This is a genomic window from Dactylosporangium sp. CA-052675 (assembly GCF_050947935.1).
Classification (GTDB): domain Bacteria; phylum Actinomycetota; class Actinomycetes; order Mycobacteriales; family Micromonosporaceae; genus Dactylosporangium.
In genome coordinates, this window is the sequence record NZ_CP192010.1 from 5,731,028 (window position 1) to 5,757,069 (window position 26,042).

Annotated in this window: 5 protein-coding genes; all 5 read right to left on the reverse strand. The window is 75.9% G+C overall.

Features of this window, described 5'->3' with window-relative positions; genetic code table 11:
• Positions 1-35: 35 nt before the first annotated feature.
• The 5 genes from ACQP1P_RS26190 to ACQP1P_RS26210 all read right to left on the reverse strand — a co-directional run bounded on the left by ACQP1P_RS26190 (position 36) and on the right by ACQP1P_RS26210 (position 26,016).
• The gene (locus tag ACQP1P_RS26190) at positions 36-9,986 is read right to left on the reverse strand and encodes an SDR family NAD(P)-dependent oxidoreductase (RefSeq protein ID WP_433073780.1); all 9,951 of its coding nucleotides are present in this window, start codon (positions 9,984-9,986) and stop codon (positions 36-38) included.
• Positions 9,987-10,084: 98 nt separating this feature from the next.
• The gene (locus ACQP1P_RS26195) at positions 10,085-10,801 is read right to left on the reverse strand and encodes an ABC transporter permease (protein ID WP_433073783.1); all 717 of its coding nucleotides are present in this window, start codon (positions 10,799-10,801) and stop codon (positions 10,085-10,087) included.
• 45 nt (positions 10,802-10,846) lie between these two features.
• Positions 10,847-11,755, reverse strand: coding sequence for an ABC transporter ATP-binding protein (locus tag ACQP1P_RS26200; RefSeq protein WP_433073786.1), 909 nt, complete (start codon positions 11,753-11,755; stop codon positions 10,847-10,849).
• A gap of 31 nt (positions 11,756-11,786) precedes the next feature.
• Positions 11,787-16,649, reverse strand: a complete 4,863-nt coding sequence (locus tag ACQP1P_RS26205; protein WP_433073788.1) for a beta-ketoacyl synthase N-terminal-like domain-containing protein — start codon at positions 16,647-16,649, stop codon at positions 11,787-11,789.
• A gap of 16 nt (positions 16,650-16,665) precedes the next feature.
• Positions 16,666-26,016, reverse strand: a complete 9,351-nt coding sequence (locus tag ACQP1P_RS26210) for a type I polyketide synthase (RefSeq protein WP_433073791.1) — start codon at positions 26,014-26,016, stop codon at positions 16,666-16,668.
• Positions 26,017-26,042 lie beyond the last annotated feature (26 nt).

The window sequence follows — 26,042 nt, forward strand, 5'->3', positions numbered from 1 at the left end:
TGGCCAGCTGGGGCGGTCTGGCTGTTGCCGAGCGCTCAGGCCGCGCCCATGCGGCGGTCCAGCAGCGCGAACAGCTCGTCGTCGGTGGCCTCGTCGATCTCCCCGGCCGCCGCCGGCCCGGCCTGTGACGCCGTGAGGGTGTCCAGCAGCCGCCGCAGCCGCGCCACGACGACGCCCCGGGTCTCCTCGTCGTGCCCGGCCACGGCCCCTTCGAGCCGCGCGAGGTCGTCGAGCAGCCCGCCCCCGGCGACCGGCGCCGGGGCGGCCAGGTCCAGCAGGTGCTCGGCCAGCAGCGCCGGCTTCGGGTAGTCGAAGACGAGCGTGGCCGCCAGCCGCAGCCCGGTCGCCGCGTTGAGCCGGTTGCGCAGCTCGACCGCGGTGAGCGAGTCGAACCCGAGCTCGGAGAAGGCCTGGTCGGCGCCGACCGCGTCCGGCCGGGCGTGCCCGAGGACGGCCGCGACGTGGGTGCGCACCAGGTGCAGCACGTGCCGGGGGCGCTCGGTGTCCGCCAGCAGCGCGAGGCGCTGGGTGAGCGTCTCGGTGGACTCGGTCCGCGGCCGCGGCCGGGTGCGGATCAGCGCGCGCAGCATCGGCGGCGGCAGCTCGGTGCGGGCGGCGCGGCGCAGCGCGGCGAGGTCGAGGCGGGCCGCGACCGGGGCCGGCTCGGTGCCGCGCACGGCCCGGTCGAACAGCTCCAGGGCCTCCCCCGCCGCCATGGGCGCCAAGCCGTGCCGGGCCAGGCGGCGCCGATCGGCCTCGCCCAGCCCGCCGGTGATCCCGGTGGCGCCGGCCCACAGGCCCCAGGCGATCGAGTGCGCGGGCAGCCCGGCGCGGCGGCGCTCGTGGGCGAGGGCGTCGAGGTAGGCGTTGGCCGCCGCGTAGTTGCCCTGCCCGGCCCCGCCGAGCACGCCCGAGATCGACGAGAACAGGACGAACAGCTCCGGCCGCGAGTCGACGGTCAGCTCGTGCAGGTGCCGGGCGGCGTCCGCCTTCGGCCCGAACACGGCGTCGACGTGCTCCGGCGTCAGCGCGGTGATGGTGGCGTCGTCCACGACCGCGGCGGTGTGCACGACGCCGGCGAGGCGCCCGTCGGCGGCGATGACGTCGAGGAGCGCGGCGACCTGGGCGCGGTCGCTGAGGTCGCAGGCGACGGGCCGCAGCACGACGCCGTCGCGGGCCAGTTCGGCGGCGAGGTCGCCGGCCCCGGTCGCGGCGGGCCCGCGGCGGCTGGCGAGCACGAGGCTGCGCACCCCGTAGCGGGCCGCCAGGTGCCGGGCGACGTGCCCCGCGAGCCCGGCCGGGTTGCCGGTCACGAGCACGGTCCCGTCGCCGAGCGACGGCGGCTCGGCCGGCTCCGCGTCGGCGGGCTGCAGGCGCGGCACCAGGAACTCCCCGCCGCGCAGGGCCAGCTGGGGTTCGCCGAGCGCGAGGGCCTCGGCCAGGCGGGAGCCGTCCTCGGGGTCGGCGGGGTCTTCGAGCGCGACGAGGCGGACGCGGCCCGGGTGCTCGGACTGGGCGGAGCGGACCAGCCCCCACACGGCGGCGGCGGCCGGGCCGGTGCCCCGGGTGACGACGGCCAAGCCGGCGCCGGTCGCGTCCGGGCGGCGCACGAGCTCCTGGATCGCGCGCAACGCCTCCGTGACGGCGGATCGGGCGTCGTCCGAGTCGATCCGCAGGACGGCGACGTCGGCGGGGACCGGTGCCGGGCCGGAGGGAACCGGTGCCGGGAGGGAGGGAGCGGCCGGGAGCCAGGCCACGCGCAGCAGGTCGTCGCCGGCCGCGGCGGCCGGGAGCTGGTCGGCCGCGATCGGGCGGGTGACCAGCGACTCGACCGTACCGATCGTGGCGCCGGTGGTGTCGGCGACGACGATGGTGACGCCGTGCTCGGCGGGGCTCAGGCGGGCGCGCAGGACCGACAGCCCGGACTCGCCGGTCGGCAGCGTCGCGCCGGACCAGACGAAGGGCAGGCCCGCGGGGTCGTTCACGCCGCCGACCCGGCCGAGGCCGTGGAGGGTCGCGTCGAGCAGGGCCGGGTGCAGGCCGAAGCCGCCGGTCGGCACGCCGTCGGGGAGGACGGCCTCGACGTACACGTCGTCGCCCCGGCACCACAGCTCGCGCACGCCGCGGAAGACCGGCCCGTAGTCGAGGCCGGCGTCGGCGAGGCCGTCGTAGAGGACGTCACGGTCGACGGGCTCGGCGCCGGTGGGCGGCCAGACGGCCAGTTCGGCGCCGGCCGCGGACGGCCGGGCGGCGCCGAGGGAGCCGGTGGCGTGCCGGGTCCAGGGGGCTTCGGGGTCGTCGGCGGGGTGCGAGTACACCTCGATGCCGCGGCGACCGTCCTCGTCCTCGGTGCCGACGGTGAGCTGCAGCGTCACCGCGCCGGCGGTCGGCAGCGCGAGGGGGGTGTCGAGGACGAGCTCCTCGACCCCGGGGCAGCCGGCCTTGGCGCCGGCCGCGAGGACCATGTCGAGCAGTGCCGTCCCCGGCACGACCGCGGTGCCCAGCACCCGGTGGTCGGCGAGCCACGGCAGTGCGGCGAGGGAGATCCGGCCGGTGAACACGTACCGGTCGCCGCCCGCGAGCCGGACCATCGCCCCGAGCAGCGGGTGCCCGCCGTCCTCCTGCCCGAGCCCACCGGCGTCGGCGGCGGGCGCGCTGCTGAGCCAGTAGTGCTGGTGCTGGAACGCGTAGGTGGGCACCGGCACGGTCTTCCCACCACGGTGATAGGCCGCGAAGTCGATCCCGGTCCCCCGAACGTGCGCCTGCGCGAGCCCGTTGAGCAGCGCGCGGGGCTCGGCCTGACCGGACCGCAGCAACGGAACGAAGGCCGCGTCCTCGACACAGTCCGGCCCGAGCGCGCTGAGCGCACCACCGGGCCCGACTTCGAGGAACGTCCGCACCCCCTGCCCATGCAGGAACTGGAGGGTCGGGTAGAAGCGCACGGTTGCCAGGACGTGCCGCACCCAGTAGTCGGCGTCGAACTCGGTCATGAGTTCACCGGTCACGTTCGACACGATCGGAATCCGGGCGGGCCGCCACTCCACAGAGCGCAACACCTCGCCGAACGCGGCAGTCATCGGCTCCATGAGCGGCGAGTGGAACGCATGCGACACCCGCAACCGGGTCGTACGAACACCCGGGAACACCAGCGAGTCCAGCACTTCGAGGGGGCCGGACAGCACCACCGACGACGGCCCGTTGACCGCCGCCACGGAGACACCATCCGGCACGACATCCACCGGCGCCCCGACCGCCAGCATCCCACCACCCGGCGGCAGCTCCCCCATCAACCGGCCGCGAGCCTCGACCACCTTCACCGCGTCCGCGAGGCTCAACACGCCAGCGCAGTAGGCGGCCGACAACTCACCCACCGAATGCCCGGCCAGGAAGTCCGGCTTGAGACCCCACTCGCGTAGCTGCTCGAACAACGCGACCTCAATCGCGAACAGGCCCGCCTGCGCATTCCGGGTGTCGTCCACCGAACCCGAAGGGTCCGGCAACAGTGCGCGGACCTCCTCGTACACCTCCCGGAACCGCGGATAGACCGCCGCCAACTCCTCACCCATCCCGGCCCGCTGCGAGCCCTGGCCCGGGAACAACACCGCCATCCCGCCCGGCACCACCGAGCCGCGCACCGCCAGTTCGCCGTCCAGCAGCACACCACGATGCTCGAAACCCGTCCGCGTCGCGGCCAGCGAGAACCCGATGTCCACCGGCGAACCGGGCCAGCCCGCTAGCCGGGCCGCCTGCGCCTCCACCCCGGCCTCGGACCGGCTCGACACCACCCACGCCGCCGGCACGTCGGACTCGGCCGGAGACTCCGCGGCCTCGACACCCTCCAAAATCACGTGCGCGTTCGTACCGCTGATGCCGAACGACGACACCGCCGACCGGCGCGGACGATCCACCACCGGCCACGACCGGGCCTCCGTCGCCAGCGCCACCGCGCCCGCCGACCAGTCCACCTGCGACGAGGCCGTGTTCGCGTGCAGGGTTTGCGGGACGACCCCGTGCCGCATGGCGAGCACCATTTTCATGATGCCGGCGACACCGGCCGCGGCCTGGGTGTGGCCCAGGTTCGACTTGATCGAGCCGAGTAGCACCGGCGCCGGACGGTCCTGGCCGTAGGTCGCCAGCAACGCCTGCACCTCGATCGGGTCCCCGAGCCGCGTCCCGGTGCCGTGGCCCTCGACCACGTCCACATCGGACGGTTCCAGGCCCGCGCTCGCCAGGGCCGCCCGGATCACGCGCTGCTGCGACGGACCGTTCGGGGCGGTGAGCCCGTTCGACGCGCCGTCCTGGTTCACCGCCGAGCCCGCGATCACCGCGAGGACCCGGTGGCCGAGGCGCTCGGCGTCGGTGAGGCGCTCCAGGACGAGGACGCCGACGCCCTCGGACCAGCCGGTGCCGTCGGCGGCGTCGGCGTACGACTTGCAGCGCCCGTCCCCGGCCAGCCCCCGCTGCCGGGAGAAGTCGGCGAACGTGGTGGGCTGCGCCATCACCGTCACGCCGCCGGCCAGGGCCGCGTCGCACTCGCCGGAGCGCAGCGCCTGGGCGGCCAGGTGCAGGGCGACCAGCGACGACGAGCACGCGGTGTCGACGGTCACGGCGGGGCCCTCCAGGCCCAGCGCGTACGAGATCCGGCCCGACAGCACGCTGCCGGAGGTGCCGACGCCGAGGAAGTCCTCGACGCCGGTCGGGACGGTGCCGGTCGAGCGGGCGTAGTCGTGGTACATCAGGCCGGCGAAGACCCCGGTCCGGCTGCCGCGCAGGGTCGTGGGGTCGACGCCCGCCGCCTCGATCGCCTCCCAGGAGACCTCGAGCAGCAGCCGCTGCTGCGGGTCCATGGCCAGCGCCTCGCGGGGGCTGATGCCGAAGAAGGCGGCGTCGAACCCGCCGGCGTCGTAGAGGAACCCGCCCTGCCGGGTGGTGGACTTGCCGTCCGGGTCGGGATCGTGGTCGTAGAGTCCCTCGATGTCCCAGCCGCGGTCGGCCGGGAAGTCGCCGATCGCGTCCTCGCCGCCGGCCAGCAGCCGCCAGAGGTCCTCGGGTCCGGCCACGCCGCCGGGGTAGCGGCAGGCCATGCCGACGATCGCGATCCGGTCGCCACCGGCGGGCCGGTCGGCACCGACGGGCCGGACGGTCGCCGGGGCGGCGTCGGGCGCGAGCCGGCTCAGGATGTGCTCGGCCAGGACGGCCGGGCGCGGGTAGTCGAAGACGAGGGTCGCGGGCAGGCGCAGTCCCGTGGCGACGGCCAGGCGGTTGCGCAGCTCGATCGCGGTGAGCGAGTCGAAGCCGAGGTCCGAGAACGCCTGGTCCGCGCCGACGGCGGTGGGGCCGGCGTGGCCGAGGACGGCGGCGACGTGCGTGCGGACCAGGTGCAGGACCTGGTCGGGGTGCCCGGCCAGGCCCTCGCTGACCGGGACGCGGGCCTCGGCGGGGCGCGGGCGGTTCCGGCGGCGCAGGGCCCGCGGGTCGAGCCGGGCGGCGACCACGTTCGGCTCGGTGCCGGTGGCCGCCGCGTCGAACAGCCGGAGCGCGGCCGGGGTCGGCAGGGGCTGCAGGCCGTCACGGGCCATGCGGCGGCGGTCGGCCTCGCCGAGGGCGGCGGTCATCGCGGTGGCGTGCTCCCACAGGCCCCAGGCGATGGAGACGGCCGGGAGGCCCTGGGCGCGGCGGTGCCGGGCGAGGGCGTCGAGGAACGCGTTCGCGGCGGCGTAGTTGGCCTGGCCGGCGGCGCCGATAACGCCCGCCACCGACGAGAAGAGGACGAACAGGTCGAGGTCGCGGTCCGCCGTGAGGGTGTGCAGGTGCCAGGCGGTGTCGGCCTTGGCGCGCAGTACCGCCGCCACCTGATCGGCGCGGAGGGAGGCCACGGTGCCGTCGTCGGTGAGGCCCGCCGTGTGGACCACGCCGGCCAGGCGGCCCGGCACGGAGCGCAGCAGCTGCGCGAGCTGAGCCGGGTCGGCCAGGTCGCAGGCGACGGCCCGCTCCACGACGCCGTCGCGGACCAGCTCGGCGGCCCCGGGGGCGGCGGGGCCCCGGCGGCCGGCCAGGACGATCCGGGCGCCGTGCCGCTCGTGCAGGTGGCGGGCGACGAGGCCGGCCAGGCCGGACGGGTTGCCGGTCACCAGGACGGTGCCGTCGAGCCGCGGGGCCGGCGGCGGCTCGGTCTCGTGCCGGGTCAGCCGCGGGGCGAGGAGCCGGCCGGCGCGCACGGCCAGCTGGGGCTCGCCGTCCGGGAGGGCGGGGGGTTCGCCGGTGTCGCTGTCGACGATCCGGATGCGGCCGGGGTGCTCGGTCTGGGCGGCGCGGACGAGGCCCCAGACGGCCGCGGCGACCGGGTCGATCGGGTCGTCCGGGCCGGTGGCGACGCCGCCGCGGGTGACGATGGTGAGCGGTTCGGGCTCGGCCAGCCCCTGCCGGATCCGGGCGAGCACGGCGGGCACGGTCCGGTGGAGGTCGGCGAGGACGTCCGGACCCGACGGTGCCACCGTCAGCGTCCGCGTGCTCGTGGTCGGGCCCGCCATCGCCGGCACCGGGGTCCAGTCGGTGCGGTGGAGCGGGTCGGCCGGCGCGGTGAGGGGGCGGGCGGCCAGCGACGTCACGGTGCCGATGACGGCGCCGGTCGGGTCGGCCAGGGTGATCTCGACCCCGGACGGGGCGGGGCGCAGCCGGGCGCGGACGGCGGGCGAGCCGGTGCCGGGGGCGGGCAGTGTGACGCCGGACCAGGCGAACGGGAGGCCCGCGGTGTGGCCGTCGACCCAGCCGGCCGCGTGCAGGACGGCGTCGAAGAGGGCCGGGTGGATGCCGAAGCCGGCGGTCGGCAGGGCGACGGGGAGCTCGGCCTCGACGTACACGTCCTCGCCGTGGCGCCACAGCGACCGCAACCCGCGGAAGGCCGGGCCGTAGCCGAGCCCGAGGCCGGCCAGGCGCTCGTAGACCTCGTCGGCCCCGACCGGGTCCGCCTCCACCGGCAGCGGCAGGCTCGCGACCGGCGGGGGCGCCGCGGGTGCCAGCACGCCCGTCGCGTGCCGGGTCCACGGCTCGTCGCCGCCGTCGGCGGGGGCCGAGTGGATGGTGACGGCGCGGCGGCCGTCGCCGTCGGCGGCCGCGACCCGCACCTGGATGGCGACGGCGGAGCCCGGCGGCAGGGTCAGCGGCGTGTCCAGGACCAGCTCGTCGACGGCCGGGCAGCCGGCCTCGCGACCCACGCCGGCGGCGAGGTCGACCAGAGCGGTGCCGGGCAGGATGATGGCGCCGTGCACGCGGTGGTCGGCCAGCCACGGGTACGCGGCGACCGAGAGGCGGCCCGTGCACATGAGCTCGTCGCCGCCCGCGATGCGGACCAGGGCGCCGAGCAGCGGGTGGCCGGCCGTCTCCAGCCCGAGGCCGGTGGCGTCGCCGGCGTGGGCCGCGGGGGTGAGCCAGTAGCGGCGGTGCTGGAACGGGTACTTGGGCAGCGGCACGGCGTTCCCGGCGTGGTAGGCCGCGAAGTCGATGCCGGTGCCCCGCACGTGGGCCTGGGCCAGGCCGTGCAGGAGCGCCTGCGGCTCCGGGCGGCCCGAACGCAGCAGCGGGATGAAGGCGGCGTCCTCGACGCAGTCCGGCCCGAGGGCGCTCAGCGCGGCCCCGGGGCCGGCCTCGAGGAAGGTCCGCACCCCGTGGCCGTGCAGGAACCGCAGCGTCGGATCCAGCTGTACGGGCGCGAGCACGTGCTGCACCCAGTAGTCCGCGTCGAACTCGGTCATGAGCTGGCCGGTCACGTTCGACACGATCGGGATCCGGGCCGGCCGCCACTGCACCGACCGCAGCACCTCGGCGAACGCGGCGGTCATCGGCTCCATGAGCGGCGAGTGGAACGCGTGCGAGACCCGCAGCGCCTTGGTGCGCACGTCACCGAGCCGAGCGACCACGGCGGCCACCTCGTCGGCGGGGCCGGACAGCACGACCGACGACGGCCCGTTCACGGCGGCGACCGCCACCGAGCCGGACAGCACCGCCTCCGCCTGGGCCGCCGAGCACGCCGCGGCGACCATCACGCCACCGGGCGGCAGCTGCGCCATCAGGCGGCCGCGCGCGGCGACGACCCTGGCCGCGTCGGGCAGGCTCATCACCCCGGCGCAGTAGGCGGCCGACAGCTCGCCGACGGAGTGACCGGCCAGGAAGTCCGGCCGCAGGCCCCACTCCCGCAGCTGCTCGAACAGCGCGACCTCGAACGCGAACAGCGCCGGCTGGGTGATCTCGGTCGCGTCGATCCGCTCGTCCGGCAGCTCGCCGAAGTGCGCCCGCACCTCGTCGTGGACCCGCCGGAAGACCGGGAAGTCCAATCCGGCGCCCATCCCGGCGCGCTGGGAGCCCTGGCCGGGGAACAGCACCGCCAGGCCGCCCGGTGTCACCGAGCCCCGGACGGTCTCGTCGCCGACGAGCACGGCCCGGTGCTCGAGGCCCGCGCGCGTCGCGGCCAGCGAGTAGCCGATGTCGACCGGCGAGCCGGGCCAGCCGTCCAGCCGGGCCACCTGCTCGGCCAGCGCGGCCTCGGAGCGGGCCGACACCGTCCAGGCCACCGGCAGGCCGGCGTCGGCGGTGGGCGCGACGGGCGCCTCGGGGACCGACTCCAGGATCACGTGCGCGTTGGTGCCACTGATGCCGAACGACGACACGCCGGCCCGGCGGGGACGGTCGGACTCGGGCCACGGGCGCGCCTCGGTGAGCAGCTCGATCGCGCCGGCGGTCCAGTCGACCCGGGGCGACGCCTCGGCCAGGTGCAGCGACTTCGGCACCAGGCCGTGGCGCATGGCGAGGATCATCTTGATGACCCCGGCCACGCCGGCCGCGGCCTGGGTGTGGCCGATGTTCGACTTCACCGAGCCGAGCAGCAGGGGCGGGCGGTCCGGCTCGCGCCGGCCGTAGGTCGCCAGGAGGGCCTGGGCCTCGATCGGGTCGCCGAGCCGCGTGCCGGTGCCGTGACCCTCGACGACGTCCACATCGGACGGTCCGAGGCCGGCGGCGGCGAGGGCGGCGCGGATGACGCGCTGCTGCGACGGGCCGTTCGGGGCGGTCAGGCCGTTGCTGGCGCCGTCCTGGTTCACGGCGGAGCCGGCCAGCACGGCCAGGACCCGGTGGCCGAGGCGCTGGGCGTCCGCCAGGCGCTCGACGACGAGGATGCCGATGCCCTCGGCCATGCCGGTGCCGTCGGCGGCGGCGGAGTACGCCTTGCAGCGGCCGTCCGGGGCCAGGCCCTGCTGGCGGGAGAAGTCCACGAAGGTCGCCGGGCCGGGCATCACGGTCACGCCGCCGGCGAGGGCCACGTCGCACTCGCCGCCGCGCAGCGCCTGGGCGGCCAGGTGCAGGGCGACGAGCGACGAGGAGCAGGCGGTGTCGATGGTGACGGCGGGGCCCTCCAGGCCCAGGGCGTACGCGACGCGGCCGGAGGCGACGCTGCTGGAGTTGCCCAGGCCCACGTGGCCGTCGACGCCCTCGGGGAGGTCGGCGGCGGTGGCGTACCCACCGTGGATCAGGCCCGTGTAGACCCCGGCGCGGGCGCCACGCAGGCCCAGCGGGTCGATGCCCGCGTCCTCCAGCGCCTCCCAGGAGACCTCCAGCAGGAGCCGCTGCTGCGGGTCCATGGCCAGGGCCTCGCGGGGGCTGATCCCGAAGAAGGCGGCGTCGAAGTCACCGGCGCCGGCGAGGAAGCCGCCCTGGCGCGTGCTCGTGCTGCCCGCGCGGGCGCCGTCCGGGTCGTACAGCTCCTCCAGGTCCCAGCCGCGGTCGGCCGGGAAGTCGCCGACGACGTCGTGACCGTCGGCGACGACCTGCCAGAACTGCTCGGGATCGGCGATGCCGCCGGGCAGCCGGCAGGCCATGCCCACGATCGCGATCGGCTGCGCGCGGCCGTCCTCGACCTCCCGGAGCCGTTGGCGGGTCCGGCGCAGATCGCCGGTGACGCGCTTGAGGTATTCGCGCAGCTTCTCTTCGTTGTCCATCACACCAGCCCGTCGCGCCGGTTCCGTCACCTGAAGCTAGCGATGACGCTCCACAGTGGAGAACCCCTAACCGGCGCGACGATCCCCTACGAGGGGTCTCAGCTGGTCCAGCGGAAGAGCTTCGAGGCGGCGAGGCAGCCGCCGACCGCGTAGACGATCATGACGCCGAGGCGCAGCGGCTGCCACCAGTCGCCGTCCCACGCCGCCTGCATGGCCTGGGAGCCGGCGCCGAGCGGCGTGAAGACCGCGATCTGGCGCAGGATCTCGGGCATGGCCGGCCCGGGCGTCCACAGCCCGGCGAAGAACACCACGGGGAAGAACAGGATGCTGCCCAGGCCGCTGCCGGCGCGGGCGTTCGGGGCCATGGCCGCCACCAGCAGGCCGATGGCGAAGACGGACGCGGCGGCGAGCACGAACGCGACGACGAAGCCGGCGAAGTTCTTCGGCGCCGGGATGTCCATGAGGCCGATGCCGACGACGAGCAGCAGCGCCACCGTCACCGCCATGACGACGAGGTGCACGACCATCTCGGCCAGCAGCAGGGTGAGGGGCTTGGCCGGGGTGGTGGCCAGCCGCTTGAGGATGCCCCGCTCGCGGTAGTTCGACAGCACGGCGCTGATCGTGGACAGGCCGAGCATCGTGATCGTGACGCTGATGAGCGGCGGGAGGTAGACGTCGAGGACGCGCAGGCCGCCGAGGTTGGGGTCGGGCGTCTTCATCATGGTGAGGTTGCCGAAGACGGCGAGCAGCACGACCGGCAGGGCCACGCCGAAGAGCAGCACGATCGGCTCGCGCAGCAGGAGCTTCATCTCCATGACGGTGAAATTGCCGAAGCCCTTCAAGGGACTGTCTCCTCTGCCCTAATCTTCGATCGAGTGGCCGGTGAGCTGCAGGAAGACGTTTTCGAGGTTCGCCTGTTCGACCCGCAGGTTGTTCGCGATGACCTGCTGGGCGGCCAGGGCCGAGGTGACGGCGAACAGCACGTTGCCGGTGCCGGTCACGACGGTCTCGGTCGCGGTCGTGTGCACGGCGCTCACCTCGGGCAGCGCCTCGAGGACGGCGTTGTCGACCGGCTTCGAGGGCTGGAAGTGCACGCGGACCTCGCTCTGCACCTGCTCGATGAGGGCGCTGGGGGTGTCGACGGCGACGACCTTGCCCTTGTTGAAGATGGCGAGGCGGTCGCAGAGCCGCTCGGCCTCGTCCATGAAGTGCGTGACGAGCAGGATCGTCACGCCGCGGTCGCGGACCTTCTCGATGAGCTCCCACGTGTCGCGGCGGGCGCTGGGGTCCAGGCCGGTGGTGAGCTCGTCGAGGACGGCGACCTCGGGGTTGCCGATCAGCGCGAGGGCGATGGACAGCCGCTGCTTCTGGCCGCCGGAGAGCTTGCTGTAGTACGAGTCGAGCTTGTCCGTCAGCCCGAGCTGCTCCAGCAGGTCGAGGGGGTCGGCCGGGTCGCGGTACAGCGACGCGTAGAGCTTCAGCGCCTCGCGCACCTTCATCTTGTCGGGCAGCTGGCTCTCCTGCAGCTGCACACCCAGCCGCTCGCGCAGGGCCTCGGCGTCGCGCAGCGGGTCGAGCCCGAAGACCTTGACCGAACCGCCGTCGGGGCGGCGCAGGCCCTCGATGCACTCGACGGTGGTGGTCTTGCCGGCGCCGTTGGGCCCGAGGATCCCGAAGATCTCGCCGGGCTCGACGGTGAACGAGACGCCGTCGACGGCGGTCTTCGACTCGTAGCGCTTGATGAGGTTCTCGACCTCGATCACGGGCACGGCAGTCCTCCGGGCCAGCTCGCTGAAACGCTCAACACGATCGGTCCTCCAGCCAGTTCTGTACGTTGCGGGCGAGGGCGTCGGCGTGGTCTCCGACCATGGTGAAGTGATTGCCCGGAGTGTCGAGTACATCGTGGGGCATCGACCATGAGGAGCGCCAGTCGCCGGGTCCGGACCACACCCCGAGGGGTTCGGTGGCCCGGACGAGCAGTGTGGGGGCCGCCATCGGCAGCGCCTTCCACTCGGCGAAGAACGGCAGGTACGCCGCCCACGCGGTGGTGCGGAAGTCGTCCATAGGGGTGTAGGCGACGGTGCGCTCGGTGAGGCCGTCGAGCAGCTCCGGCACCCACTCCCCCAGCACCTCGCTGCCCATGGCGTAGCTGTCCATGAGCACGACCGCCTCGGGCGAGCGGCCCCGGGCGTCGAGGGCGTGCGCGAGCACGTTCGCGACCTGCGAGCCGCCCGAGTGGCCGGCCAGCACGAACGGGGCGTCGCCGACGGTGCGCAGGATCGTCGCGACGTGCGTGGCGATGAGCGTGTCGAGGTCGGCCGGGAGCGGCTCGTCCACCCCGAAGCCCGGGTTCGGCAGCGCGTAGACGTCGCGGCGGCCGCGGAACCCGGCGGCGAGGCGGGCGTACTCGTGCGCCCCCGACATCATCGACATGGTGCAGCAGCAGATGAGCGCGGGCGCGTCCCCGCCGCGGGCGAGCCGGACGGCGGCGGGCGGGACGGCCAGGGTGCCGGCGTCGCGGAAGCTCGGCCGGAACTGGGCGAGCCGCACGAGCAGCTCGGTGTAGTCGGCGGCGCGCCCGACGGACTCGGTGTAGGTCAGCAGCCAGCCGAGGATGCCGCCGGGGCGCTCGGCGGCCGTCTCGGCCGCGTCGTCCTCGCCGCCGAGGCTCGTGGCCAGGTGCCGGGCGAGCAGGTCGGGCCGCGGGTGGTCGAAGAGCAGCGTGGCGGACAGGTCGAGGCCGAGCCGGCGGCGCAGGGCGTTGCGCAGTTCGAGGGCGGTCAGCGAGTCGAAGCCGAGCTCGAGGAACTCGCGGTCGAGGTCGAGCCGGTCCGTGCCGGCGAAGCCGAGCACCTCGGCGGCCAGCTCGCCGACGAGCCGCAGCAGGATGTCGTAGCGCTCGCCGGCGGAGACGGCGAGCAGCCGCGGGCGCAGGTCGGCCTCGACCGGCTCCGGCTCCGGCGCGGGCTCGAACCCGACCAGGTCCCGCAGCAGGGCGCTCGGGCGGGCGGCGGTGAAGGCGGCGGCGAAGCGGGACCAGTCGGCGTCGGCGACCGCGACGCTGGTCTCGTCGCCGGCGAGCGCGAGGCCGAGCGCGGCGAGCGCGGGCTCGGGCGCGAGGGGGCGCAGGCCGCGGCGCAGCAGTGCGTCGTCGTCGCCGTCCGGCCGCGCCCACGGCACCCAGGCGACGGCGAGCCCGCCCAGGCCCTTGGCGCGGCGGCGTTCGACGACGGCCTCGGCGTAGGCGCCCGCGGCGGCGGCGACCGCGAAGCCGCCGCTGCCCCAGGTCGCGGCGGTGGAGCCGAACGTGACGAACAGGTCGAGGGGCGTGTCGCCGTAGGTCTCGGCGAGCTCCCGCAGGGTCCGTGTCTCGTCCTCGACGGCGCGGGCGAGGTCCGGGCCGATCGGGCTGGGGGCGGTGGTCGCGCCGCCGAGGTACACCACGCCGTCGACGACGTCGTCCGGGCCGGCCTCGGTGATGACGCGCTCGACGCCGTTCGCGGTCAGCCAGCGGGCGACGTGCGGGGCGCGCTCGGTGGCCGCGCCGGCCAGCAGGACGGTGTGGGGCGTCCTGCGGGCTGTCACGGCCCCCTCGGCAGCGGTGCGGGCCGCGGTGGCGCGGCGCAGACGGCGTCCGTAGGTCCCGTCGGGGCGGATGGCGACCTGGTCCTCGCCGTCCTTTCCGGCGAGCACCGAGCAGACGGCCTCCAGCGGCAGCGGCCCCTCGGCGGGGATCTCGATCAGGCCGCCCCACCGGGCGGGTTGTTCGAGGGCGGCGACCCGCCCGACGCCCCACAGGACGGGCTCGTCGCGGGTCACGCACCACAGCGGCGCGTCGAGGTCCGGCCGGTGCAGGAGATCGAGCGCGTCGTGCAGCCCGGTCGCGCAGATGATGCCCGCGACGGGACCGTCGGCGCCTTCAGCGCCGTCGGCGAGCCGGCGCGGGTCGGCCCCCGCCTTGCGCAGGGCGGCGCTCCACTCGTCGGCGTCGGCGGGTGGCACGGCGAGCAGCCACGTGCCGTGCAGCGCCGGCGGGTCGGCGTCGGGCAGGCGCTCCCAGCCGGTGCGGTAGAGCCAGGCGGCGGGGTCGGCGCGGCGGACGAAGTCGGGCCAGTAGCGCTGCCGGTCGAACGCGTACGTCGGCAGCGGCACGGCCGTCCCGCCGCGGTGGTAGGCGGCGAAGTCGATGCCGGTGCCGCGCACGTGGGCCTGGGCGAGCCCGTGCAGCAGGGCCCGCGGCTCGGGCTGGCCGGATCGCAGCAGTGGGATGAACGCGGCGTCCTCGACGCAGTCCGGCCCGAGGACGCTGAGGGCGCTGCCCGGCCCGGCCTCCAGGAACGTCCGCACGCCCTCCCGGTGCAGGTATCGCAGCGTCGGGTGGAACCGCACGGTCGCGAGGACGTGCCGCACCCAGTAGTCGGCGTCGAACTCGGTCATGAGTTCGCCGGTCACGTTCGACACGATCGGAATCCGCGCCGGCCGCCACTCCACCGACCGCAACACCTCACCGAACGCGGCGGTCATCGGCTCCATCAGCGGCGAATGGAACGCATGCGACACCCGCAACCGGGTCGTACGCACACCCGGGAACACCAGCGAGTCCAGCACTTCGAGGGGGCCGGACAACACCACCGACGACGGCCCGTTGACCGCCGCCACCGACACACCGTCAGGCACCACATCCACCGGCGCCCCGACCGCCAGCATCCCACCACCCGGCGGCAACTCCCCCATCAACCGGCCGCGAGCCTCGACCACCTTCACCGCGTCCGCCAGGCTCAACACCCCAGCGCAGTAGGCGGCCGACAACTCACCCACCGAATGCCCGGCCAGGAAGTCCGGCTTGAGACCCCAATCGCGTAGCTGCTCGAACAACGCGACCTCAATGGCGAACAGGCCCGCCTGCGCGTTCCGGGTGTCGTCCACCGAACCTGAAGGCTCGGGCAGCAGCGCGCGGACCTCCTCGTACACCTCCCGGAACCGGGGGTAGACCGCCGCCAGCTCCGCACCCATCCCGGCCCGCTGCGAGCCCTGGCCCGGGAACAGCACGGCCAGCCCGCCCCGGGTCACCGAGCCGCGCACGGTCTGCTCGTCCAGGAGCACGGCCCGGTGTTCCAGGCCCGCCCGCGTCGCCGCCAGCGAGTAGCCGATGTCCAGCGGCGACCCCGGCCAGTCCCGCAGCCGGGCCGTCTGCCGGTCCAGGCTCTCCTCGGAGCGGGCCGACACGGTCCACGCCACCGGCACCTCGGCATCGGCTGCGGGCGCGGCGGCCGGCTCCTCCACCGACTCGAGGATCACGTGGGCGTTGGTGCCGCTGATGCCGAACGACGACACGCCCGCCCGCCGTGGGCGGTCGGCCACCGGCCACGCTCGTGCGGCGGTCACCAGCTCGACCGCGCCGCCCGCCCAGTCGACCTGCGGGGTGGGCTCGTCGACGTGCAGGGTCGGCGGGACCAGGCCGTGGCGCATCGCCATGACCATTTTGATGATGCCCGCGGCGCCCGCGGCCGCCTGCGAGTGGCCGATGTTCGACTTCACCGACCCGAGCAGCAGCGGCCGGCCCGGCTCGCGGTCGCGGCCGTAGGTGGCCAGCAGCGCCTGGGCCTCGATCGGGTCGCCGAGCCGCGTGCCGGTGCCGTGGCCCTCCACGACGTCCACGTCGGACGGTCCCAGCCCGGCCCCGTCGAGCGCGGCCCGGATGACGCGCTGCTGCGACGGGCCGTTGGGGGCGGTGAGCCCGCTGCTGGCGCCGTCCTGGTTCACGGCGGTGGCCCGCACGACGCCGAGCACGGGGTGGCCGTTGCGGCGGGCGTCGCTGAGCCGCTCGACGAGCAGCAGCCCGGCGCCCTCGGCCCAGCCGGTGCCGTCGGCCGCCGCGGCGAAGGACTTGCAGCGGCCGTCGACGGCGAGGCCGCGCTGGCGGGAGAACTCGACGAACGCGGCCGGGGTCGACATCACGCACACCCCGCCGACGAGGGCCAGGGTGCACTCGCCGTGGCGGAGCGCCTGGGCGGCCAGGTGCAGCGCGACGAGCGACGAGGAGCAGCCCGTGTCGATGCTGATCGCCGGGCCCTCCAGGCCGAGCGTGTAGGAGATGCGGCCGCTGGCGACGGAGGCCGAGTTGCCGGTGCCGAGGTAGCCGTCGACGGGGGTGGCGGTCGCGGCGAGCAGAGCGGTGTAGTCCTGGCCGCTGGTGGCCGCGTAGACGCCGGTGCGGGTGCCGCGCAGCGAGAACGGGTCGATGCCGGCCCGCTCGATCGCCTCCCAGGACAGCTCCAGCAGCAGCCGCTGCTGCGGGTCCATGGCGAGGGCCTCGCGCGGGCTGATGCCGAAGAAGCCGGGGTCGAACTCGCCGACGCCACGCAGGAAGCCGCCCTCGCGGGCGTACGAGGCGCCGCTGCGGTCGGGGTCCGGGCTGTAGAGGGCGTCGAGGTCCCAGCCGCGGTCGTCGGGGAACGGCGCGATGGCGTCGCGGCCGGCCGCGACGAGGTCCCACAGGTCCTCGGCCGAGGCGATGCCGCCCGGAAAGCGGCAGCTCATCCCGATGATCGCGATCGGCTCGCCGGTGAGCGCCGCGAGGCGCTGGTTCTGCTGCTTGAGCCGCTGGTTGTCGACCAGCGCCGTCCGCAGCGCCTCGACGACGTTGTCCATCGATACGCTCATCGCCGGCTCCTCGGGGTCACGAGTCGGATCCGTCCATCGCGAGCCGGATGAGGCTCTCGACGTCGAGCTCCTGGATCGAAGTGGGCGCCTCCGACGCGAGCCCGGCGGCGGGCGCACCGCCGGCGGCCAGGCGCAGCAGCGGGTCGAGCAGGCCGGCCTCGCGCAGCCGGGCGAGCGGGATGGCGGCCAGGGCCCGCCGGACCTCCGCGTCCTCGCCCGGCTCGTCCGGCCCCTCGGCGTCGAACAGCAGCCCGGCGAGATGGTCGGCGAGCGCGTCGGTGGTGGGGTGGTCGAAGACGAGCGTCGTCGGCAGCTTCCGTCCGGTGGCGCGGCTCAGCGCGTTGCGCAGGTCCACGGCGGTGAGCGAGTCGAAGCCGAGGTCGAGGAAGCCGCGGCCGACCTCGATCGCGTCCGGCGACGGGTGCCCGAGCGCCTTCGCCGCGTGCTCGCGGACGAGCTCGACGAGGGCCCGGCGGCGGGCGGCGGCGTTGAGCGCGCTCGTGCGGGCCAGCCAGTCGGCGGCGGCGTCGGCCGTGTCCTCGACGGCCTCGTCCGCGGCCGCGAGCGCCCGCACGGCCGGCAGCTCGCCGAAGAGGGCGCTGGGCCGGGTGACGGTGAACCGGGGGTGGAACACGGCCCAGTCGACGTCGGCGACGGTCACGGTGGTGTCGGCGAGGTCGAGGGCGCGCTGCAGCCCGGCGATCGCGGTGGCCGGCTCCATGCCGTCCAGGCCGAGGCGGCGCAGCTGGTCCTGGGCGCCGTCGGCGAACATGCCCGACTCGGTCCAGGCGCCCCACGCGACCGCGGTGGCCGGGCGGCCCTGCGCCCGGCGCCGCTCGGCGAGCGCGTCGAGGTAGGCGTTGCCGGCCGCGTAGGCGCCCTGGCCGCCGCCGCCCCAGACGCCCGCGACGGAGGAGAAGAGCACGAACGCGTCGAGGTCGGCGTCGCCGAGCAGCGCGTCGAGGTTCGCGGCGCCGGCCGCCTTGGCCCCGACCAGGTCGGCGAGGTCGGCGAGGTCCATCTCCCGGACCGGGATCACCTCGCTGACGCCGGCGCAGTGCACGACCGTGCGCACCGGCGAGCCGGTCGCCGCGGTCTCGGCCAGGACCTCGGCCAGCTCGGCCCGGTCGGCGACGTCGCAGGCGGCGACGACGACCTCGGCGCCGAGCGCGCGCAGCTCGGCGGCGAGCTCCTCGGAGCCGGGGGCCTCCCACCCGCTGCGGCTGGTGAGCACGATTCGCTCGGCGCCGGCGCCGGCCAGCCAGCGGGCGACGTGCCCGCCGAGCGCACCGGTGCCGCCGGTGACGAGCGCGGTGCCGGTGGGCCGCCACGCGGCGCCCGGGGCCGGGCCGTCGGACGGTCCGCAGGCGAGGAGTCGGCGGCCGAACACGCCGGCGGCCCGGATCGCGACCTGGTCCTCGCCCGTAGCGCCGCCGAGCACCCGCCCGAGCCGGTCCACGCCCGCGGCGCCGAGCTCGGGCGGCAGGTCGATGAGCCCGCCCCAGCGCTGCGGATGTTCGAGCGCCGCGCTGCGGCCGAGGCCCCACAGCATCGCCGGGCGGGGCGCGGCGAGGGCGTCGCCGGCGTCGACCGACACGGCGCCGCGGGTGAGCCACCACACCGGCGCCGCCCAGTCGAGCTCGGCGAGCGCCTGCAGGAGCAGCAGGTTGCCGGCGACGCCGCGGCCGAGCACCGGGAAGTCGTCGCGGTCGCGGTCGTCGAGGGCGAGCAGGGACAGCACGCCGGCCGGCGCCTCGAACCCGTCCCGGAGCCGGGCGACGACCTCCGCCGTCTCCTGCTCGGTTCCGTCCATGTCCAGGCGTACCGTCACGCCTCCGACCGCCGCCGAGCACTGCGCGACCAGCTCGGGGTCGGCGCCGGGCGGGACGGCGAGCAGCCAGGTGCCGGTCGCCGGCTCCCCGGCCGCGGGCACGGGCGTCCAGGCCACCCGGTAGCGGGCGGCGTCGAGGCGGCCCTGTTCCCGGCGCCGGCGACGCCAGGCGGCCAGGGCGGGCAGGAACGTGCGCATCGAGCCGTCGGCGTCGACGTCGAGGGTCTCGGTGAGCGTGCCGAGGTCCTCGCGCTCGACGGCCGCCCAGAACTCGTGCTCGGTCTCGTGCTCCGGCGCCGGTCCCGGTTCCGCCGCCGGCCACTGTGGCGGCTGGGGCCAGAACCGCTGGTGCTGGAACGCGTACGTCGGCAGGTCCACGGTCGCCGTATGTGGCAGGACGGTCTCGAAGGTGACGGGGTGCCCGAGCGCGTGCGCCTGCGCGAGGTTGGCCAGCAGCCGGGTGGGCTGGTCGGCGTCGCGGCGCAGGGTGTCGAGGATGTGGGCGTCCTCGGCGATCTGCGCGAGGGCCATGGTGAGCACCGGGTGCGCGGAGATCTCCACGAACGTGCGGTGCCCGGACTCCAGCGCGGTCCGCACCGCCGACTCGAACTCGACCCGCTGGCGCAGGTTGTCCATCCAGTACTCGGCGGACATCGTGGCCCCGGCCACCGTCGAGATCATCGGCGTGTGCCCGGGCCGGATCGTGATCCCGGCCAGATCCGCGAGCACCTGCTCGCGGACCTGCTCGACGCTCGGATGGTGCGAGGCGTAGTCGACGGAGATGAGCCGCGCCCGCTCCACCCGCGACACCACATCCTGCACCGCGTCCACCGGACCCGCCACGACCACCGTCCGAGGGCCGTTGACGGCCGCGACGACCACACCCTCGGGCAGCAGCGGCGTCACCTCCTCAACCGACAGCGGGACCGAGGCCATCGTCCCGGTGCCCTTCAGCGCCTTCAGCGCCCGCGCCCGCACCGCCACCACGCGGGCGGCGTCATCGAGCGAGAGAATCCCGGCCACGTGCGCCGCGGCGATCTCGCCCTGCGAGTGGCCGATCACCGCGTGCGGCCTCACACCCGCGTGCTCCCACACCCGGGCCAGGGCCACCCCGACGGCGAACAGCACCGGCTGCACGACCTCGACCCGGTCCAGCCAGTCCGTGTCATCACCGGTCAGCAGACCCGCGATATCCACATCCAGCCACGGCGTGAGAGCCAGCTGACACTCCACGATCGCGTCCGCGAACACCGGGCACGAGGAGAACAGGCCCGCGGCCATGCCGGCCGACTGGCTGCCCTGACCCGGGAACACCCACACCATCCGCCCGCCGGTGCCGGCCACGCCCGTGATCGCCAGGTCGTTCAGGCTCGCGACCAGCTCCTCCGTGGTCCGCCCGACGGCGGCCGCCCGGTGCTCGAACACCGCCCGGGTCGTCGCGAGGGACCACGCGATCCGCTCCGGGGACGCGGTGTGGGCGATGTCCGCGAGCCGGGCCGCCTGCTCGGCGACCGCCGCGGCCGAGCGGCCCGAGATCGGCCAGACCACCGGCCCGATGACCAGGCCGCTCCTCTCGGGGGTCTCGCTGGGTGTCTCGTCGGGCAGGGTCAGGATCACGTGGGCGTTGGTGCCGCTGATGCCGAAGGACGACACCGCGGCCCGGCGGGGCCGATCGGTCGCCGGCCACGGACGGGCCTCGGTGGCCAGCTCCACCTTCCCGGCCGACCAGTCCACGTGCGGGGTCGGGGTGTCGACGTGCAGGGTCGGCGGTACGACGCCCGCCCGCATGGCGAGGATCATCTTGATCACGCCCGCGACGCCCGCGGCGGCCTGGGTGTGGCCGATGTTCGACTTGATCGAGCCCAGCAGCAGCGCCTCGCCACGATCCTGGCCGTAGGTCGCCAGCAGCGCCTGGGCCTCGATCGGGTCGCCGAGGGTCGTGCCGGTGCCGTGCGCCTCGACCACGTCCACATCGGACGGTGCCAGTCCGGCGTCGGCGAGGGCCTGGCGGATCACCCGCTGCTGCGACGGGCCGTTCGGGGCGGTGAGCCCGTTGGAGGCGCCGTCCTGGTTCACGGCCGAGCCCGCGAGCACCGCGAGGACCGGGTGGCCGTTGCGCCGCGCGTCGGCCAGGCGCTCCACGAGCAGGATGCCGACGCCCTCGCCCCAGCCGGTGCCGTCCGCGCCGGCCGCGAAGGCCTTGCAGCGGCCGTCGACGGCGAGGCCGCGCTGCCGGGAGAAGCCGACGAACACGCCCGGCGTCGACATCACCGTCACGCCGCCGGCCAGCGCCAGGTCGCACTCGCCGCGCCGCAGCGCCTGGGCCGCCAGGTGCAGGGCCACGAGCGAGGACGAGCAGGCGGTGTCGACGGAGACCGCGGGGCCTTCGAGGCCGAACGTGTAGGAGACGCGGCCGGACAGCACGCTGCCCGCGTTGCCGGTGAGCAGGTGGCCCTCGGCGTTGTCGCTGCCGTACATGAGGGCCGCGTAGTCCTGGTGGTTGGTGCCGACGAAGACGCCGGTCGGGCTGCTGCGTAAGGCGTGCGGGTCGAGCCCGGCCCGTTCGAACGCCTCCCACGCGGACTCGAGCAGGAGCCGCTGCTGCGGGTCCATCGCGACCGCCTCGCGCGGGCTGATGCCGAAGAAGCCGGGGTCGAAGTCGGCGACGCCCGCGAGGAAGCCGCCGTGGCGCACGTAGCTCGTGCCGGCGTGGTCGGGGTCGCTGTGGTACAGCTGCTCGATCGGCCAGTTCCGGTCGCCGGGAAACTCGGTGATGCCGTCGCGGCCCGCGGCCAGCATCTGCCACAGCTCCTCGGGCGAGCCGCTGCCCGGGAAGCGGCAGCTCATCGCGACGATCGCGATCGCCTCGTCGGCCGGGCCGGCCGGGCGGGCCGCGACCACGATCTCGGCCGCGGAGCCGCCGAGGAGCGCGTCGAGGTGGGCGGCGAGCAGCACCGGGGCCGGGTAGTCGAACGCCAGCGTGGTGGGCAGCGTGAGCCCGGTCGCGGTGGCCAGCACGTTGCGCAGGTCGATCGCGGTGAGCGAGTCGAGGCCGAGGTCGCGCAGGGGCCGGTCGGCGGGCACGTCCTGCTCGCCGGCGTAGCCGAGCACGGCGGCCGCGGCCGACCGGACCAGCTCCAGCAGCGCCGCGGCCCGCTCGGCCGCCGGCCGGGCCGCGAGCCCGGCGCCCGGGGCCGTCGCCGGCTCCGGGTCGGCGGCGGCGCGCTCGGCGAGGGCCTGGCGCAGGCGCCGCACCTCGGGCAGCGCCCCGATGAACGGGCTCGGCCGCAGCCCGGTGAAGGCGCCGGCGAACCGCTCCCAGTCGAGGTCGATGACGACCGGCGCGGTCTCGTCGCGCAGGAGGGCGCCGGTCAGCGCCTCCAGGGCCAGGCGCGGCGGCATGGGGGTGACGCCGCCCCGGCGCATCCGTTCGCGGGTGCGGTCGTTCTGGGCCGGCATGCCGTCGCCGCTCCAGGCGCCCCAGGCCACCGAGGTCGCGACGAGGCCGGCGGCCCGGCGCTGCTCGGCGAGGGCGTCGAGGTAGGCGTTCGCGGCCGCGTAGCCGGCCTGCCCGGCGTTGCCCGCGATGCCGGCGAAGGAGGAGAACAGCACGAACGCGCGCAGCGGGAGGTCGCGGGTGAGCTCGTCGAGGTGGGCCGCGGCGAGCGCCTTGGCGGCCAGGATCCGTTCGAGCCGCGGCGCGGTGAGCGCGTCGACGATGCCGTCGTCGAGGACGGCGGCGGTGTGCACGACCGCGGTGAGCGGCAGCTCGTCCGGGATGCCGGCGATGAGGGCGGCCAGCGCGTCGCGGTCGGTGACGTCGCAGGCGGCCAGGCTGACCCGGACCCCGTCGGCGGCGAGCTCGTCGGCGAGGTCGGCGGCGCCGGGGGCGTCGGGGCCGCGGCGGCTGGCCAGGATGACGTGCTCGGCGCCGGACTCGGCGAGCCAGCGGGCGACGTGCCGGCCGAGGCCGCCGGTGCCGCCCGTGACGAGGGCGGTGCCGGAGAGCTTCCAGCCGTCGGCGTCGCCGGCCCGGCCGGGCCGGGCGTGGTGCAGGCGGCGGGCGAGGCGGCCGGAGCCGCGGACGGCGACCTGGTCCTCGCCGTCGGGGTCGGTGACGGCCGCGACGAGGCGCCCGGCGGCGGCCCGGTCGAGCCGGTCGGGGAGGTCGATCAGGCCGCCCCAGCGGTCGGGGTGCTCGAGCGCGACGACGCGCCCGAGGCCCCAGACGGCGGCCTGCACCGGGTCGGCGGGCCGGTCGGTGGTGCCGGTGCGGACCGCGCCGCGGGTCGCGCACCACAGCGGCGCGTCGAGCCCGAGGTCGCCGAGGGCCTGCACGAGCGCCGCGGTGCCCGACAGGGCGAGCGGGACGCCGGGGTACAGCGGGTCGCAGCGGTCGTCGAGGGCGAGCAGCGACAGCACGCCCCGCACGCCGCCGACCAGCGCGCCGGTGTGCGCGCCCGGCGCGGGCCGGGTCAGCGCGGCCCAGAGCTCGTCGATCAGCTGCTCGCGGCTCGCGCCGGCGAGGTCGACCTCGGCGGTGACGACCTCGGCGCCGGCCGTGCGCAACGCCGCGGCGATCGGGTCGTGCTCGGCGCCGCCCTTGGGCGCCAGCAGCAGCCAGTGGCCGGCGAGGACGGGCTCCGGGCGGTCGGTCAGGGGCTCCCACTCGATGCGGTAGCGCCACCCGTCCGCCGCCGACTGCTCGCGCTGCTGGCGCCGCCAGGCCGCGAGCACCGGCAGCGCGGCCGCGGCGTCCTCGCGGGGGGCGCCGGTGAGCTCGGTCAGCGCGGCGAGGTCCTCGCCGTCCACGGCGGCCCAGAACGCGTCGGTCTCGGCGGCCGGGGCCGGGGCCTCGCCGGGCTCGGGGAAGGCGGGCCAGTAGCGGACGCGCTGGAACGGGTACGTCGGCAGGTCGGCGTGGCGGGGCGGGCCGGGGTGCACCGCGGCCCAGTCGAGCGCGGCGCCGGCGACGTGCAGCTCCGCGAGCGCGGTGAGCAGCGCCCCGGGCTCGGGCCGGTCGCGGCGCAGGGTGGTCACGACGACGGCCCCGTCGGCGCCCGCGTGCAGGTGGGGTGCGAGGGCGGCGTCGGGGCCGACCTCGACGAGGGTGTCGATGCCGTGCGCGCGCAGGGCGGCGAGCCCGTCGGCGAACCGCACGGTCTCCCGCACGTGCCGCACGAAGTACTCGGCGTCGAACTCCGAGATCAGCTCGCCGCGCACGTTGGAGACGACCTGGAGCCGGGGCGGGTGGAAGGTGACGCCCTCGAGCACCGCGCGGAACTCGTCCAGCATCGGCTCCATGAGCGCCGAGTGGAAGGCGTGCGACACCCGCAGCCGGTTGGTCCGTAAGCCCTCGGTGTCGATGGCGTCGATCGCCGCGGCGGGCCCGGCGAGCACCACCGAGCGGGGCCCGTTGACGGCCGCGACGCAGACGCCCTCGGTGAGCAGGCCGCGGGCGGTGGCCTCGTCGCAGTTGACGGCAAGCATCGCGCCGCCCGGCGGCAGGGCCTGCATCAGCCGGCCGCGCGCGGCGACGACCGCGCACGCGTCGGCCAGCGACCACACGCCGGCGACATAGGCCGCGGCCAGCTCGCCGATGGAGTGCCCGCCGACCACCTCGGGCCGCAGCCCCCACGCCCGCAGCTGCTCGAACAGGGCCACCTCGATGGCGAAGAGACCGGCCTGGGCGTACTGCGTCTCGTCGGCGAGCCCCGGCGGGACGTGCGTGAGCGCCACCGGCAGCAGTCCGTCGAACGCGGCGCAGACCTCGTCGTAGACGCGGGTGTAGACGGGGTATCGGCCGTACAGCTGCGAGCCCATCCCGGCCCGCTGCGCGCCCTGCCCGCTGAAGAGCACCCCGACGCGGCGCCCGGCCCCGGCGACCCCGGTCAGCGGCGCCGTACCGGCCGCGACCCGGTCGAGGCCGGCCAGCAGCTCGTCGCGGTCGGCGGCGAGGACGACGGCCCGGTGCTCGAGGGCGGCCCGGGACACGGCGGAGGCGCGGGCGAGCCCGGCGACGTCGGCGTCCGGGTGCGCGGCCAGCCACCGCGACCAGCGCCGGGCCACCGTGGCCAGGGCGCTGCCGGTCCGGGCCGACAGCAGCACCGGCACCGGGCCGTCGACGGTCTCGTCCGGCGGCGGCGGTACGTCCTGGGCCTCCTCGATGATCACGTGCGCGTTGGTGCCGCTGATCCCGAACGAGGAGATCCCGGCGCGGCGCGGCTGCTCCCCCGCCGGCCAGGGCCGCGGCTCGGTCAGCAGCTCGACGGCGCCCGCGGACCAGTCCACGTGCGGGGTCGGCGAGTCCACGTGCAGCGTCTTCGGCAGCACCCCGTGGCGCATGGCGAGGACCATCTTGATGATCCCGGCGACGCCCGCGGCCGCCTGGGTGTGGCCGATGTTCGACTTCACCGAGCCGAGCCACAGCGGCCGGTCGGCCGGACGGTCCTGGCCGTAGGTGGCCAGCAGCGCCTGCGCCTCGATCGGGTCGCCGAGCGTGGTGCCGGTGCCGTGGGCCTCGACGGCGTCGACGTCCACCGGCGACAGGCCGGCGCTGGTGAGCGCGGCCCGGATGACCCGCTGCTGCGACGGCCCGTTCGGGGCCGTGAGACCGTTCGAGGCGCCGTCCTGGTTCACCGCGCTGCCGCGCACGACGGCGAGGACCGGGTGCCCGTTGCGGCGGGCGTCGGCCAGGCGCTCCACGAGCAGCAGCCCGACGCCCTCGGCGAAGCCGGTCCCGTCGGCCGAGGCCGCGAAGGACCGGCACCGGCCGTCCGGCGACAGGGCCCGCTGCCGGCTGGAGGCGAGGAACAGGCCCGGGGTCGACATCACGGTCACGCCGCCGGCCAGGGCCAGGCCGCACTCCCCGGAGCGCAGCGCCTGCATCGCCCAGTGCAGGGCGACCAGCGACGACGAGCAGGCGGTGTCGATCGACACCGACGGGCCCTCCAGGCCGAGCGTGTACGACAGCCGCCCGGAGACCACCGCGGCCGCGTTGCCGGTCATGAGGTGGCCCTCGTTGCTGCCCGGGGCCATCATGAGCAGCGGCCCGTAGTCCTGGCCGTTGGTCCCGACGAACACCCCGGTCCGGCTGCCGCGCAGCCGCGACGGGTCGATCCCGGCCCGCTCGAACGCCTCCCAGGCCGCCTCCAGCAGGAGCCGCTGCTGCGGGTCCATGGCCAGGGCCTCGCGCGGGCTGATGCCGAACATGCCCGCGTCGAAGTCCCCGACGCCGGCCACGAAGCCGCCCTCCCGGGTGTATGAGGTGCCGGGGCGGTCCGGGTCGGGGTCGTAGAGGTACTCCAGCGGCCAGCCCCGGTCGGCCGGGAACGGCGAGATGGCGTCGCCGCCGCCGGCCAGCAGGTCCCACAGGTCCTCGGGCGCGTCGACCCCGCCGGGGAACCGGCAGCTCATGGCCACGATCGCCACCGGCTCCTGCGCCTGCGACTCGACCTCGCTGAGTCGCTGGCGCGTGACGTGCAGGTCCGCCATGACCCGTTTCAGGTAGTCACGGAGCTTGTCCTCATTGGCCATCGGGGTCGCGCTCCCTCGTGGTGCGG